Origin of the sequence: Chloracidobacterium sp., from assembly GCA_015075585.1 — a bacterium.
In the GTDB taxonomy this organism is placed as follows: Bacteria; Acidobacteriota; Blastocatellia; order Pyrinomonadales; family Pyrinomonadaceae; genus OLB17.
The window spans coordinates 227,326-241,995 of sequence record JABTUB010000001.1; the positions used below are offsets into that span (position 1 = coordinate 227,326).

Here is a 14,670-nt window from a genome sequence, read left to right on the forward strand (position 1 = left end):
CTTAAACGATGCAGCCGAAGCCGCACCAACTGTTCCTATTATGCCAAGTAATCTCAATATCCTTAGCACCTATCTCTTTCCACCAGCCGCCGAATTCGTCTTTTGATATGTAAAAAGCAGTCGGCGCGACCAGGTGATCAAAGACTATATTGTGCTGTTCGCGCCAGCCGAACGAGCCGAGGTGATTTAGATATTCGTTGTAAAACAGCTTGTTCGCAACGGGTCTCGCAAGGATATTCAGCGGCCGATACACGAGCTTTGTCGAGAGAAAGACGCCTAGCGTCGGCAGTTTTGACAGCTGATAAAGCATCGGCTGCGATATCTGCGACGTGAAGCCTTGCCGCACGGGATCGATGAACCGTGTGATCCAGCCGTTATTCTCCGCACCATAGACCCATGCTGAAATATGTCCGCCGTGCTTCACTTTTCCGGCAAGCGAGATGAACGCCTTCTTCGGATCGGGCGTGTGATGCAGCACGCCGACGCTGAATGCGTAGTCGAACGCCTTTTTTAACGGCAGCTTGAAAATATCACACTGGATGATATGCGCATTCGGCAGTTCACGCGTCAGGGCGAATGCCGATTCGACACCGTCGCCAAGATCGATGCCGACCACATCTTTTGCGCCCCATTCGGCGGCAAGTTTTGTGTGGCGGCCTTTGCCGCAGCCCCCTTCCAGGACCATCTTTCCCTCAAAGAAATCTGGCTTAACAGGTTGGAGCCAGCCGAGGAGCTGATCGTCATATTTCGGGTCCTCCTGCGTAAAATTCGTCCATTGCCAGCCGAAGTTCCCGGCCGTGGCGGCCTTGTCCGCTTCGATCTTTTCAAGGTCGGCGAACCTGGGCACACCTCGGACGATCTTGAATTCGCGATCGCACTTACGACAAGCAAGCGTTCCTTCAATGATCTCGCGTTCCTCGTACTTTCCCGCATACGGAAGAAAGATATCGCCGCCGCAGATAGGACACGCCAACAGGTCTAACAGTTTTTCTTTCATAGGGATGCGGCCGTCAGCTTTGCGTGATCGATACAGCTTGCAGCTTCGCCTTCAGGCCGCGGCCCTCTTGAACTCCTCGTATCGCTCATACGGAAAAGGCTGGTGCCAATTGAACTCGAAATCGTCCGTATCACGATCCTCATAAAGCTGGTCGAATGTGCGTGCAAATGCGGCCGTAAGCTCATCGAGCGTGTTCGTGTGCGAAAAGACGAGTTGCCGCTCCGGCTCGATGCGCTCGGCGGTCGGATACTCATAGATCTCGATCGAGGCGTTTTCGCCGTCCCGAATGAAGCGCAGATCGTATTCCTCGGGATCACGATTCCACTTCAACGTATGTTCAGTACGGCCACCGTCCTTTTGCAGTTCGGTAAGAATGGCCATAAGGTCGCCGAGAACGCCTTTGTACGGAGCGTGTGCCGTTGTCGTGTGAAACTCGGCCGTTCCGTCGTCAAAACCTATCGACATCCAGCCGCACTGCGGCGAATTGAAACTTACTTCTAATTTGCTCCTCATCGTCAGCCTATAATTGTAAATTTTTAATTGTTGATTGTTAATTGGCGGAAGAAAATCCCTGTTCAATTAACAATCAACAATTTACAATTTACAATCAACTTGAGTGAAACAGTATCACGATCTGTTAAAACATATCCTGGCGAACGGTACTCTGACGGATGACCGCACCGGCACGGGTACGACATCGGTATTCGGATATCAGACGCGGTATGACCTGCGGGCGGGTTTTCCTATCGTTACGACCAAACGGGTGCCTTTTCGCTGGGTCGCCGAGGAGCTTTTCTGGTTCCTGAGCGGCTCGACCGATGAGGCTGATCTGCGGGCACGCGGCGTCGATATTTGGCAGGAATGGGCGACAGCGGAGCAAACGGCACGTTTCGGACGAGCGGAAGGCGATCTCGGGCCGGTTTACGGCTATCTTTGGCGTTCATTCGGCGGGACCTATCCGGCAAAGGACGGTGTCGATCAGATAGCACGGCTGATAAGGCACCTAAAGGATGATCCGAATTCTCGCCGGCTGATAGTTACGGGTTGGGACCCGCGCGTTTGCGATGATGTCGCCCTGCCGCCGTGCCATACGCTGTTCCAATTCAAGGTCGAGCGCGGACGTGTTCTGCATTGCCAGCTTTATCAACGCTCGGCCGACGCCTTTCTCGGCGTACCGTTCAACATCTCAAGCTACGCGCTGCTAACGCATTTGATCGCCCATGTTTGCGGACTCGAAGCGGGCGAATTCATACACACATTCGGCGATCTTCACATCTATTCCAACCACCTCGAACAAGTGAGTGAGCTTCTCTCACGAGAGCCGCTGCCGCTGCCGGAACTGCGGCTCAAGGATGCCGAGGGCTTGAAAGGCCTCGATGGCCTGCTCAATTTCAAGTTTGAGAATTTGCATTTGGACAATTACCGCTCGCTGGGAAAGATCTCGGCAGCGGTCGCGGTCTGAGCCTTTTATTTTTGGACGATGGAGTATTCGATACGGCGGTTGCGGTACTTGCCGTCCTCGGTCGAATTTGTTGTGATCGGCTTATTCATTCCATAGCCGCGTGTTTGAAGCGCTTCGGGCCGTACGCCGTATTTTACAAGCACTTCCTTAACCGAAGCGGCACGATCCTCAGAAAGCTTTTGGTTATAGGCAGCACCGCCGACATTATCGGTGTGGCCGCCGATCTCGAGGATCACCGACGGCGGCAGCTTCTTTATAAAACCTGCTCCTTTTTGCAGTGCCGCGAGCCTTACGGTGGGAACCTGCGAACTGCCGCTCGCAAAATTCACGACGAGAATATTTAGCGCCTTTATAAGGTCCTCAGGAGTGAACGGATCGGAAAGACTGTCGAGGGCCGTGTTGTAGCAGCGTTCGGCCTTGTCATCCTCGCCGACATGTATGTTCGAACAGTCGTCGGTCGGTGCGGCCGGTATCGCTTTACAGCGTGCCGTCATTTCCTTAAGCTTGTCGCCGTTGCCGCCTTTCATCATCTGCTTGTCGCACGTGTAGGTCGGATGAACGATCGAGATCTCGTGGTCGCCGGCTTTCAGGTTCTCGAGCCGGATGGACCCGTTCTCATCGGTTACGCCAAGCGGCGAGCCGTCAACCTGCACGGTGCTTCCGGCGGGAGCACCGATGACCTTTACGACGTAGCTCGTATCGCGAAGCACGATGAGATAAACCGCCGCAAGCACAACGATCGCGAAAAAGAACATTGCCATAAGGCCGGCTGCGGCCCAAACCCAATTAGGAATGCCGCCCTTATCTTCCTGTTGTGCCTGCTCGGCGGCCTCGGTCGGCGTTGGCGGCAGTTTCTGATACTTGGCGCGTTCAGCCTCGGGAAGCTGGAAGTACGGCATCGTCTTGTCCATTCGCTCGCGCGGAGCGAAGTCTTCCGGTGCGGTGCCGAGGTCAGCCGCGTTCACATTGATATTCGTTTCGGTCATTCCCCATTCCGGGGTTGACGGCGTTCTGTCACTGCCGGTATCTATCGGCTTTATGTTGAGAATGGTCTTTCCCCAATCGTCGGGAGCAGGCTTTGGGATGTTGCGATCCGGCGCGTCCCAGTCGCCGCCGTGATCATCGCGATCGGGCACACGGATATTAGGCGTCGTTTTCGTAAAATCGTCCGGCGGCGGCGGCGGCGGAATTTTGTTGTCCTCGCTCACGATTGACCTTCAGCAGTGCGGCTGTCTGCCAAGATTATCAAGAAATTTTCACATTTATACAAGAGGAAGCTGTCGTTCGGCTATTTTACGTTCGGCGGCTGTGCCCCTTTTGTGCGGACATTTATGCCCTCATCGGCGATCAGGAAAAGCCTGCGGGCATCGTATGCCGATGTATTTGTCGGTAAATATGAGAGCAGGTAGCGATCCTTTCTCAGTTCGTCACAGATAGCCTTTGCTGCGGCTTGAGGATCGTCGATATCAAAGACGCGTCCGCCCGTACCTTCCGCAAGCTGTGATATCACGGCCGGTGCCTTCGGCTGCCCGCGCCGATATGCTCCGCCGGTGCGGTCCGGTATCTGCAGAGCGTAAAGCGTTACATTCCGGTTCTGCAGTTTATTGAGCGTCAGCTCGAATGTCGATCGGCTGCCGCGGTCAAGGCCGTCACCGATAAGCACGATGGCCGTCTTTCGTGTGCCGGGCATGAGAGGTACGAGTATCTGATCGACCGAGTCGTTCAAAGCATCGAAAAGGTACGGATTTCCCTTTTTGCGAAATGTCGCCAGCGAAGCATCCAGTTTCTTTGCATCATCCGTCCACTCCTGAATTATCTCTGCCTTCTCATCGTAAGCCAGTACGAAGATCTGGTCGCCCTCGAAGATCTCATATGCGAATTCCATCACGGCCTTCTTTAGCGTCTCGATTGTCGTCGGCAGCGTTTGCGAATTATCTACAAGGATGACTATGCGGGATGCTGACGGATCGAAAGCAAAATTCTTGATCCGCTGTTCGATGCCGTTCTCGTAAAGATACAGATTTTCGGCTTTGATCGGCCCGGCGTTCTTATCCTGCCGCGATGCGGTTACCGGAATAATGGTGCCGTCAAGGTCGATACCCTGCGTATTATGTCGCGACTGTGCAAAGACAGATGTTGCCGCACAAGCGGCAACGAATATCCAAGCGAAATATGTCACGGTTCTGATCATTCCTTGGCCGGTGTCGAAGCCGGCGTCGCAGTCGGCCCTTCATTTTTGTTTGATGCGGCTTCCGCCGTTGAGGTTGATTCACCCGACGAAGAACTTTCGTCCTTAGGCTTTTTCGAGCCACCGGCGTAATCGGTTACATACCAGCCCGCACCTTTGAACTGGAAACCCGAAAGCGACCATTGCTTTTCGAGCTTGCCATGGCATTTCTCACACGCGGTAGGCGGCGCGTCCGACACGCTTTGGCGTATCTCGTAATGTGCGCCGCACTGCGTGCATTTGTATTCATAGATCGGCATAACGAATATTTTGCTGTCAGGCAGTGCTATTTGCTGCCCTCGTGTTCGGCAAGAAACCTCTCGGCATCGATCGCGGCCATGCAGCCGGTACCGGCAGCGGTGATCGCCTGTCTGTAATATGAATCCTGCGCATCGCCGCAGGCAAATACGCCCGGCACGTTAGTGCGCATCGACTTTCCTTCGGTGATCAAATAGCCGGACTCATCCATATCAAGCTGGCCCTTGAACAGCTCGGTATTCGGCTTATGGCCTATGGCGATAAAGACGCCTCCGGTCGGGAGGTCATAGGTCTCATCCGTCAGATTATTGAACAGAGTTACACTCTCGACGCCCGTCTCTTTCGTTCCTTTGATCTCCTTGACCTCAGTATTCCAAAGTACTTCGATCTTATCGCTCGCCAGTACGCGATCCTGCATTATGCGTGATGCACGGAACTCGCCGCGCCGATGTACGAGCGTTACCTTAGATGCGAATTTTGTAAGGAACAACGCCTCTTCCATAGCCGTGTCGCCGCCGCCGACGATCACGATCGGCTTGTCGCGGAAAAAGAAACCGTCGCATGTCGCACACGCCGAAACGCCATTGCCGCCGAGGCCTTCCGGAACGGGTGCTTCACCGGGGATGCCGAGCCATTTTGCCGATGCGCCGGTCGAGATTATCAAGGTCTCGGCTTTGATAAGGGTGCTTACCTCCTCGCTGTCGGCACTTTCTTTGCCGTAAAGTGTGAACGGCCGCTTGCTAAGGTCAACACGGTCGATCCAAAGATCGATCATCTGCGTGCCGAAGCGCAGTGCCTGCTCGCGGAATTCATCCATCAAGATCGGCCCCATGATGCCGCTGCGAAAGCCGGGATAATTCTCAACGTCGGTAGTAATGGTCAACTGGCCGCCGGGCTGCGGGCCTTGGATGACAAGCGGCGCAAGATCGGCTCGCGATGCGTAAATGGCCGCTGTCAAGCCCGCAGGGCCGGAACCCAGGATCACGACCTTATAGCTCAACTCTTTAGGTGACATAGAATTCAAATAACGATAAACTTTCCTTTTAGACCGCTGTTATAGTATAACTATCGCATATTCGGTTCGTCTAATAACTCACGAACAGTCATTATTTAGGGTTAGGCGGCGGTCGGATCAAGCAGACAGACGGCACAGCTGAGACACCTTTTTGTTGGCGAGTTATATGATAGTTGATGAAGGCTCGCAGATCTTATCGAATATGACACCTCGATCAGAGGATAAGCGTTTTGCACTTAGGATGGCTCTCCGCTTGCCGATAGTCGTTTCAGGACGGTCGGCTGACGGAGCGACATGGAGTGAACCCACCGAAACCGATGATATTTCAACTATCGGTGCCCTCTTTCAGTTAAATCAGCAGATCGCGGTAGGCGACGACCTTTATGTGCGCTCACACAGGCCGGACGGCGTTCCGGTCGAGGTCAAGGCACGAGCGGTCAGGCTCGCCCCGGCGAGCTACGGCTCGACACGCGTCGGCGTCTCGATCGTCGAATCAAAAGAAAGCTGGTATCGACTGTTCGTTTCTTGGGTCGCCGATGACAATGTGATCGAAGGCATCAGTGAATAAGGCGGCTCTTCACCCTCTATGTACGAAACCATAACTCTCGAAAAACGCGGCGCGGTCGCCGTGCTGACAATTAACAGGCCCGATAAACTCAATGCACTCAATAAAAAGGTGCATACTGAGTCTGTCGCGGCGCTTGATGAGCTGCGCGCTGATGATGCGGTCCGCGTGCTTGTCATTACGGGTTCGGGCGAGAAGTCCTTCATCGCGGGTGCCGATATAAGCGAATTCGAGGGCCAAACGCCTGTAACGCAGCGTGACCAATTTCATGATCGAACGCTCTTTAATGTGATCGACCAGTTTCCAAAACCTGTTATCGCGATGGTGAATGGCTTTTGTCTCGGCGGCGGCAATGAGCTTGCGCTCGCATGCGATATCAGAATGGCAAGCGAGACGGCACGTTTTTCGCAGCCTGAGATCAACCTCGGCATCATTCCGGGCGGCGGCGGAACACAGCGGCTGACCAACCTGATCGGCGAGGGGCGTTCTATGGAAATGATCTTGACCGGCGATATGATCGACGCGGCGACTGCCGAAAAACTCGGCCTTGTGAACCATGTCGTGCCCGCCGATCAGCTCGAGGCAGAGACGATGAAGCTTGCCGAAAAGATCGCCGAAAAGGCCCCGATCGCCCTTCAGCTTTGCAAAGAGGCCGTCAAATTCGCGTCGCGCTCGAACCTCGATGAAGGCCTCCGCCGCGAGGTCGATCTTTTCGCGATCGCTTTTTCGACCGAGGATAAGCAGGAAGGCGTTTCGGCGTTCCTCGAAAAGCGCAAGCCCGACTTCAAGGGGCGATAGCCGGACGCGGTTGGCAAAACCTGCGCCTGTAATCTATAATTCAAAATTCGCGGCTTACCGGAGCCGCGATCACGGGGACGTAGCTCAGCTGGGAGAGCGCATGAATGGCATTCATGAGGTCAGGGGTTCGATCCCCCTCGTCTCCACCACCATCTTAAGGCAGCCTTCTGAAGGGCTGCTTTTTATTTTTGCAGGCGCTCGGCCGCCGTACGTATCACATTTAGGGTCGATGTGTCGCCGGCAAAAACGCTGTTCAAGCCCTGTTCTTCCATCGGCGGATCGCCCGTGAGTTCATCGCCCTTTCGCCAGAACGGATGTTCGGCGGACGGCACGGCATAACCGCCGAAGGCCCAAAACGCAGCTCCCGCAATATTGTTCCGGCCGATATGCGCAAAAACAGCAGCGTAATAGCGATCGCGAAATGTCGTTGCCGAATGCGGGTCGATCGATCCGCCGTCGCGCGGCAGCCCGAATTCCTCAATGACGAGCGGTTTATTGAGCCGCACGGCGACCGCCGCGTTTTCTGCAATGTACTTTTCGGTCTCTGCAAGGCTATGGGCAAAACCATCGGCAAGTTTGTCCTTTTCGAACCAGCCCCAATTTTTAGGCCAAATATGTATCGTCAGATAATCGATATTTGCATCAGAGTGAATTTTCTCGAATAGCTCGACCGACTCAGTGCCGATGTAGCCCTCGTGGCCTGTCGTTATCAGATGACGGCTGTCCTTGCGTCGGATGAACTTTGCCGCCGCGGCAATGAACCGTACATACGCATCATTTGATGCGGGGCGCATCGGCCGCGGTTCATTGGCGATCTCCCAAGCCATTATCGTCGGGTCGTCAACGTAGCGACGGCCGTTTACACTGTTGCGGCGTGAGAGGACGTAAGCGACCTGCTTGCGGTATGCAGCGATGCACTTATCGCAGTCGTAAAATTTCGCCGTCAGGTCACGCATTTCATCCCATTCTGGCCTTTGGGCGAGCCACTTTGAACTGATGGCATTATTCCAGATCAAATACTGCTGCCAGCCGCCGCTCCATTCCCAATTGTTGCTGAAAAAAATGACGGCGCGCATACCGCGCTTCGACATCTCATCGAGGATCACGTCGATGCCAACAAGCGCCGCTCCATCGAATTCGAGTTGCCGCGGTTGGAGCGGCGGCCCAATGCGTACGATGCCGTTAAGTAGGCCCGAGCCTTCCGCACCGGCTATCAAGCGAAGGTTCGTAACACCGTTCGCCTTCATCAGATCGAGTTCACGGCGAAGCCGCTCAATACCGCGGCCCTTGTCGCGTTCGAGGCCGAGATAGGAGCCGTACCAATAGTTCGCACCGACGAAATGATAAGGCGTATTACCGGAATACATCTGCCCGCCGCGCACCGTAATGAACGGCTGTGCGCTGACGGCCGCTGCGAACGCTAAGATAGAAATGAGCGTGAATTTACGCATCTCGCATCAATGCTTTAACGCTGCCTTTCGGCGAGCGAGCGGATCAATTCGGCAATGCTCCATGCCTGTGCCGGACATCCTCTCGGCGCGTGCGGTGCGTCGCCGTCGAATATCTCAGAAACATGGCCGAGCATTTTATCCTTAAGATGCTCTGTAAGTCCTTTCAGCATTTCGTCGAGCTGCCCGTCAGCCTTTGCGTCACGCGAATGCACCTTTCTAAATGCGTCAATAAAAGGGCCTAGGAGCCACGCCCAAACCGTGCCTTGATGATACGATGCATCGCGTTCTTCCGGTGAGCCGATGTAGGTGCCGACATAGCTCTGATCGCTCACGGCAAGCGTACGAAGCCCGAATGGAGTCAGCAGCTCGCGTTCGACAGCCTTTACCACCTCACGCGATCGAGTATTGTCGAGCATCGAGTACGGCAGGCTGACGGCGAAGATCTGGTTCGGGCGGAAAGATGCGTCCTTGCCGCCGTCGCCGATGACGTCAAAAAGATAGCCGCCCTGCTCATACCAAAATTGTCCGTTGAAGCTTTCGCTTGCGATGGCGGCCATGTCGCTGAACTTCAACGCTTTGCCCGCGTCGCCGTGCCGCTCGGCCATATCGGCGGTTATACACAGTGCGTTGTACCAAAGAGCCTGTATCTCGACCGGCTTGCCCATACGCGGCGTTATCACACGGTCGCCGATCTTTGCATCCATCCAAGTCAGTTGCGTTCCGGCCTCGCCCGTGTGAAGCAGCCCGTCGGTGTCAACGCGGATGCCGTATCGTGTGCCTCTTACATGCCACTCAATTATCTGTACGAAGTGATCGTACATTTCGCCGCTGAGCCAGTCATCACCGGTTGCCGAAATGTACGCACGCACTGCCTCAAAGAACCACAGTGTCGCGTCCGCAGTATTGTAATCGGGCGTTTCGCCGTCTTCGGGAAATCGGTTAGGGATCATCCCCTCGGAGATGTATTCCGCCATCTTGACGAGGATGCTGCGGGCGGCCTCATAACGGCCCGTCGCAAGCGTCAATCCCGGCAATGCGATCATGGTGTCGCGTCCCCAATCGGCGAACCACGGATAGCCCGCGATCACTGTTTCGCCGTCGCCGCGCTTAACGAGGAACTGGTCGGCCGCAAGTGCAAGTTGTGCACCGAGATCGGTTTTTGCATCAGAAGCGACGACGATGTCGATGCGCCGTTCGACCTCCGCTGAACGCAGCGTGGCCGCTGAAACATCTTTCCGCTCGGTCGAGGCGATAATGACAGCTTCCTCAGCTAGGCCAAAGGCGAGCGAACACGGTTGATAGAGGTCTTCTGTGTATTCGAAACCACGCTCCTGCTCGATCGCGTATTCAAAGTTCCGATACCAATTTCCCGTCTCGGCGACCTTCGCCGCATTGTGCGCGAGGTAAAGCGCCGGCATCTCGGCATACGGACTGAACGAAAGGACTCCGGCATTGTCTTGATATGCAGTGGTGAAATTCGCGTCTTCGTGCCGCAAATGGTGATGGTCGCGAAAGGCGAGCAGCGGCCGCACTTCGAGTGAACACGCGGCCGCAGCATTATCCGTCAGCTTCCATGCAGAAACAACAGTATTCTCGCCGTACACCATGAACACGGCCTTTTCCAACTCGATGCCTTTTATGCTGAACGTCCATATCGGGAACGGATCAAGACGAAATCCCGTCAGGAATTTGTATCCTTCAGGATGGATCGCGCCCGGAAAGCGGTTGCACGAGAGGTCAAAACGCTCATCATCGACAATAAGCGTCTCTTCGAGTTTTGAGAGCAGGACCGCGCGGCCAAGCGGCGGCTTTGTCGCGGCAACGAGCAGCCCGTGGTAGCGCCGCGTATGAGCGCCTGCGACGGTGCCGGTTGCATAGCCTCCGATGCCGTTCGTTTCAAGCCATTCACGCGATCCGGCCTCAGCGAGGTCGCCGCAGATCGTTTTGTCGATCTCGATCATCTGTTATTTGTGATTCTAGCCGAGCGGCGGCCGCTATGCTAACAGCGCCGCAAAGCCCATTATTCGCCGCTCTGCTGAAGAAGCTTTGCTACGAGTCCCGTCCAGCCTGTCTGATGCCCGGCACCGATACCGCGGCCGTTGTCGCCGTGAAAGCACTCGTAGAACAAGATATGGTCGCGGAAATGCTCATCTGTTTGGAATTTCTCGCTGTCGCCGAAAACGGGCCGTCTGTCGTCCGCGTCCTTTAAGAATAGGTGCGATACGCGCCGTGATAATTCGGCCGCCACATCCCACAGGTTCAGCCGCTTGCCCGAGCCGGTCGGAAACTCGACCTTCAGATCATCGCCGTAAAAATAGTGGTATTTCTGAAGCGATTCGATCAGCAGGTAGTTCACCGGCATCCAAACAGGGCCGCGCCAGTTCGAGTTACCGCCGAAAAGGTCGGTTGTCGATTCGCCCGGCTCGTAATCGACACGCCGCTCGCCGCCGTCGAGCTTCAAGATGTACGGGTTCTCGAGGTGATAGCGGCTCAATGCCCTGATCCCGTATGGCGAAAGGAACTCAGCCTCGTCGAGCATCACTTTCAGGACGCGTTCGAGCCGCTCGCGGTACGCGATAGAAAGAAGGCGGCGGCGCGGCTTCTTTTCGACATTCGCCGTCAGATTCGGCCGATTCTTTATGAACCAAAAAAAACGCTGCTTGAAATCAGGAAGTGCATCGAGTGTCTCTTGATCGATCGTCGCGACCGCGAAAAGCGGAATCAGCCCAACCATCGAGCGTATTTTCAGCGGTATATTTCCGACGCCGCGCAGATGCAGCACGTCGTAATAGAAGCCGTCATCCTCATTCCAGATCGCGGTCTTTTCTTCGCCGAGGCTGTTCATCGCATCGGAAATATAAATGAAGTGTTCCCAAAACTTTGTCGCAACGTCCTCGTATGAGCTGTCGAAAACAGCCAGTTCGAGAGCTATGGCCAACATATTCAGACAGTACATCGCCATCCAGCTTGTGCCGTCCGATTGGACAAGTTCACCGCCGGTCGGCAGCGGCCGCGAGCGGTCAAAAACACCGATATTATCGAGGCCGAGGAAGCCGCCCTCAAAGACATTCATCCCTTCGACGTCCTTGCGATTCACCCACCAAGTGAAATTGAGCAGCAACTTTTGAAAGATCCTGGCAAGGAAATTCGTGTCGCCGCGTCCGTTGATACGTTTATCGATCTGAAAAACGCGGAGTGCCGCCCACGCATGCACCGGCGGATTTACATCGCTGAAAGCCCATTCGTACGCCGGTATTTGTCCGTTCGGGTGCATATACCATTCGCGGAGCATTACGATCAACTGCTCCTTTGCGAACTCGGCATCAACGAGTGCGAGCGGGATGCAGTGGAACGCCAGGTCCCACGCGGCGTACCACGGATACTCCCACTTATCAGGCATCGATATTATGTCGGCGTTGTTCAAATGCCGCCATTGCGAATTACGCCCCTTTTTTCGCTGTTCGGGCGGCGGCGGCTGTCCCGGATCGCCGTCAAGCCATTTCTCGATGTCGTAATGATAGAACTGCTTTGACCAGAGCATTCCGGCAAATGCCTGCCGCATCACATTTTGTGCGTCCTGTGAGAGGTCGCGCGGGATGATGCCGCTGTAATATGTGTCGGCTTCTTTGATGCGCTTTTCGAACATACGATCGGCGTTGGCAAATTCGCTTCGCCGCCGCTTCGGCTGTTCGGTCTCCGGTGTGAGCGCTTTTAGTCGCAGCCTGACGGTGCGTTGTTCGCCGCCCGCGATCTCGAGGCGGTAATTCGCCGCGGCCTTTGTGCCGGTAAGATCGGGATTCACCGCCGTAATATCGTGATCGACAATGTAGTTGTTTATGCCGTCCTTTACAAAAGGGGTTTCATTGTCGGCGTCAAAGAGTCGCCGTTTGTTGGTGTTGTTGTCGCAGAACAGAAGCTCGTCAGCGTCCTCACAGAACAGCCTGTATTCAGCCAAAGGGCTTTCAACGGCGATCTCGCCTGCGCCGATCGCCCGTATATTGCGGCCCGGTGCAATGCCGTCCCACGACCATGTGTTGCGGAACCAAAGTGTCGGCAGCACGTTGATCACCGCCGTCTCAGCGCCGCGGTTCGCGATCGTGATACGGATCAGAATGTCATTCACCTCAGCCTTTGCGTACTCTACAAAGCAGTCAAAATAGCGGTCGTCGTCGAAAATGCCGGTGTCAAGCAACTCGTATTCCGGCGCGCGGCGGCCGGCGGCAAGGTTCTTTTCAAGCAGGTCGTTGTACGGGAACTCGGACTGCGGATACTTATATAGGTACTTCATGTATGAGTGCGTCGGAGTCGAATCAAGATAGTAGTAATACTCCTTGACGTCCTCGCCATGGTTCCCTTGGCTGCCCGTCAGGCCGAAAAGCCGCTCTTTGAGTATCGGGTCGCGGCCATTCCAGAAAGCGACGGAGAAACAGATCGTCTGCTCAATGTCGCAGATGCCGGCAATGCCGTCCTCGTTCCAGCGGTATGCACGCGAGCGGGCATGATCGTGCGGAAAGTAGTCCCACGCCGAACCGTCGGGCGAATAATCTTCGCGCACGGTGCCCCAAGCCCGTTCGCTCAGATACGGCCCCCAACGCTTCCAACGCCGCGTTCCCGCCCTTACCTCATTAAGCCGCCGCCGCTCCGCGTCCATAGAACTTCACCACTGCCACTTAATAATTTCTACATCATTTGCCGGCAAATGACACATCTGCGGAAAGGACTGAATGGCAACGCGCTGCGGCCCTGGCGGTGAAATTGTGCGGAAAAGTTACATATTTGGCTCGAAAGTTTATCGGTGAAAGAGATCTTTTGCCCGGCCGCCAACGCGATCTCTCAGCGAGCGGCATAAAACGACGGAGCGATAGAACTGCGTTCTATCGACCCAGGTCGTACAGTAGCAGGTCGGCGGCCGTTACGATCTGATGATCGCGTTGCCGCCCGCCGACACCTGCGTTTTAATGGAAGACCACGCCAAACCCGAACGTAAAATTGTTTGCGGTCTTATTCTGCTGCACGGCGCCGTAAGGGTCGCCGACGAGCGGAAAGTCACGGATCAGCACGGGATTATAGTCAAACTCGATCAAGCGAACGTCCATCCGTCGATTCACTCGTACATCGATGCCGCCGCCGAATTTCATCGCGAACGCCGTGGTCTTTGCGGTGATCTCAAAATTGTCCTGCGGCGCAGTCGGGGCAACATTCGTCGCCTTGTAGTTGTAGGTTGCGGCACCGAACAATGCGTGAGCGAACGGCTTTAATCTGCCTTTCTTGGCGTTGTCCTTGACCTGTAACCCAACCAAATAGTTTACGACGCTCTCTTTTCTCGTAATGGTTTCAAGCGAACCGGCAATATCATCAGTGTAAGGCTTGCTCCTGAAGTGGCCGGTTACGTTGCCTTTTATGCCGACGTAGCGATTCACGTTATATGTGACCGACGTGTCAAAGCCCTGGAACAGGCCGCGTTTGCAGAACGATGTCTGAAAATTCTCACCAAGGAACGGCGTCGCGTCGGGTGAGCAAGGGGAGAATGTCATCCCGAATTCAGATATTGCCTTGACGTTCGGCTGCACGCTCGCGATCGAGTAGCCTCCGAAGAATTCGACCTTATTGTGATCGCTGCCGGACTGCGCCGCTGCTTGTAATGTGAAAAAACAAAGCAATGAGCACAACGCCGCAATGCCGGTCCTGAGTGAGGTGTATTTTTGCATATTCATTTTCTTGGTCTCCCTTAAACATAAAATGTTGTTTTTGCATCGGTGTTGGCATTACAATTGACGCTATGTAGGGTTTTGCAATGCAGCCGAGGATGTTTTGTATCCGGCATTTCCACCGATGCTCTTTTACCTTAGCCTCGATTGCGGTTGAGAATACTTAGAGTAGCCTGAGGCTCTTCTTGT

General features: G+C 54.8%; 13 protein-coding genes and 1 tRNA gene. 4 read left to right on the forward strand and 10 right to left on the reverse strand.

Annotated features, from left to right (window positions below):
* Position 1 precedes the first annotated feature (1 nt).
* Complete coding sequence (locus HS105_01055; GenBank protein MBE7515191.1) at positions 2-997, reverse strand: methyltransferase domain-containing protein; 996 nt, start codon at positions 995-997, stop codon at positions 2-4.
* A 51-nt stretch (positions 998-1,048) separates the two neighbouring features.
* Positions 1,049-1,510, reverse strand: a complete 462-nt coding sequence (locus HS105_01060) for a hypothetical protein (protein MBE7515192.1) — start codon at positions 1,508-1,510, stop codon at positions 1,049-1,051.
* 103 nt (positions 1,511-1,613) lie between these two features.
* On the opposite strand from HS105_01060, the gene HS105_01065 reads away from it, so the two are divergent.
* Complete coding sequence (locus HS105_01065) at positions 1,614-2,459, forward strand: thymidylate synthase (GenBank protein ID MBE7515193.1); 846 nt, start codon at positions 1,614-1,616, stop codon at positions 2,457-2,459.
* Positions 2,460-2,464: 5 nt separating this feature from the next.
* On the opposite strand, the gene HS105_01070 is transcribed toward HS105_01065, so the two are convergent.
* From HS105_01070 to trxB, 4 genes are all read right to left on the reverse strand, one after another.
* Entirely contained in the window at positions 2,465-3,667 is a 1,203-nt protein-coding gene (locus HS105_01070) for an OmpA family protein (GenBank protein MBE7515194.1), read from the reverse strand.
* Positions 3,668-3,747: 80 nt separating this feature from the next.
* The gene (locus HS105_01075) at positions 3,748-4,650 is read right to left on the reverse strand and encodes a VWA domain-containing protein (protein MBE7515195.1); all 903 of its coding nucleotides are present in this window, start codon (positions 4,648-4,650) and stop codon (positions 3,748-3,750) included.
* Positions 4,647-4,946 (reverse strand): zinc ribbon domain-containing protein, encoded by a 300-nt coding sequence (locus HS105_01080; protein MBE7515196.1) that lies wholly within the window; start codon positions 4,944-4,946, stop codon positions 4,647-4,649. Before HS105_01080 ends, HS105_01075 begins: the two co-directional genes overlap by 4 nt.
* 26 nt (positions 4,947-4,972) lie before the next feature.
* Entirely contained in the window at positions 4,973-5,959 is a 987-nt protein-coding gene (gene trxB, locus HS105_01085) for a thioredoxin-disulfide reductase (GenBank protein ID MBE7515197.1), read from the reverse strand.
* A gap of 166 nt (positions 5,960-6,125) precedes the next feature.
* Here trxB and HS105_01090 point away from each other — a divergent pair, with 166 nt between their 5' ends.
* The 3 genes from HS105_01090 (at position 6,126) to HS105_01100 (ending at position 7,471) form a co-directional block, all read left to right on the forward strand.
* Positions 6,126-6,527: a PilZ domain-containing protein gene (locus HS105_01090; protein ID MBE7515198.1), complete on the forward strand. Its 402-nt coding sequence runs from the start codon at positions 6,126-6,128 to the stop codon at positions 6,525-6,527.
* An 18-nt stretch (positions 6,528-6,545) separates the two neighbouring features.
* Positions 6,546-7,322, forward strand: coding sequence for an enoyl-CoA hydratase/isomerase family protein (locus tag HS105_01095; GenBank protein ID MBE7515199.1), 777 nt, complete (start codon positions 6,546-6,548; stop codon positions 7,320-7,322).
* 73 nt (positions 7,323-7,395) lie between these two features.
* Positions 7,396-7,471, forward strand: a tRNA-Ala gene (locus HS105_01100).
* 33 nt (positions 7,472-7,504) lie between these two features.
* On the opposite strand, the gene HS105_01105 is transcribed toward HS105_01100, so the two are convergent.
* The 4 genes from HS105_01105 to HS105_01120 all read right to left on the reverse strand — a co-directional run bounded on the left by HS105_01105 (position 7,505) and on the right by HS105_01120 (position 14,487).
* Positions 7,505-8,773, reverse strand: coding sequence for a cellulase family glycosylhydrolase (locus tag HS105_01105; GenBank protein ID MBE7515200.1), 1,269 nt, complete (start codon positions 8,771-8,773; stop codon positions 7,505-7,507).
* 14 nt (positions 8,774-8,787) lie between these two features.
* Entirely contained in the window at positions 8,788-10,734 is a 1,947-nt protein-coding gene (locus HS105_01110; protein MBE7515201.1) for a glycogen debranching enzyme N-terminal domain-containing protein, read from the reverse strand.
* 59 nt (positions 10,735-10,793) lie between these two features.
* Positions 10,794-13,424, reverse strand: a complete 2,631-nt coding sequence (locus HS105_01115) for a glucosidase (GenBank protein MBE7515202.1) — start codon at positions 13,422-13,424, stop codon at positions 10,794-10,796.
* 304 nt (positions 13,425-13,728) lie between these two features.
* Positions 13,729-14,487, reverse strand: coding sequence for an outer membrane beta-barrel protein (locus tag HS105_01120; protein ID MBE7515203.1), 759 nt, complete (start codon positions 14,485-14,487; stop codon positions 13,729-13,731).
* Between the last annotated feature and the right edge of the window lie 183 nt (positions 14,488-14,670).

Excerpts from the sequence above, each read along its gene's own strand:
- HS105_01055 (MBE7515191.1), bottom strand. The coding sequence starts at position 997 with ATGAAAGAAAAACTGTTAGACCTGTTGGCGTGTCCTATCTGCGGCGGC.
- HS105_01060 (MBE7515192.1), bottom strand. The coding sequence starts at position 1,510 with ATGAGGAGCAAATTAGAAGTAAGTTTCAATTCGCCGCAGTGCGGCTGG.
- HS105_01075 (MBE7515195.1), bottom strand. The coding sequence starts at position 4,650 with ATGATCAGAACCGTGACATATTTCGCTTGGATATTCGTTGCCGCTTGT.
- HS105_01080 (MBE7515196.1), bottom strand. The coding sequence starts at position 4,946 with ATGCCGATCTATGAATACAAATGCACGCAGTGCGGCGCACATTACGAG.
- trxB (MBE7515197.1), bottom strand. The coding sequence starts at position 5,959 with ATGTCACCTAAAGAGTTGAGCTATAAGGTCGTGATCCTGGGTTCCGGC.
- HS105_01090 (MBE7515198.1), top strand. The coding sequence starts at position 6,126 with ATGATAGTTGATGAAGGCTCGCAGATCTTATCGAATATGACACCTCGA.
- HS105_01095 (MBE7515199.1), top strand. The coding sequence starts at position 6,546 with ATGTACGAAACCATAACTCTCGAAAAACGCGGCGCGGTCGCCGTGCTG.
- HS105_01105 (MBE7515200.1), bottom strand. The coding sequence starts at position 8,773 with ATGCGTAAATTCACGCTCATTTCTATCTTAGCGTTCGCAGCGGCCGTC.
- HS105_01110 (MBE7515201.1), bottom strand. The coding sequence starts at position 10,734 with ATGATCGAGATCGACAAAACGATCTGCGGCGACCTCGCTGAGGCCGGA.
- HS105_01115 (MBE7515202.1), bottom strand. The coding sequence starts at position 13,424 with ATGGACGCGGAGCGGCGGCGGCTTAATGAGGTAAGGGCGGGAACGCGG.
- HS105_01120 (MBE7515203.1), bottom strand. The coding sequence starts at position 14,487 with ATGAATATGCAAAAATACACCTCACTCAGGACCGGCATTGCGGCGTTG.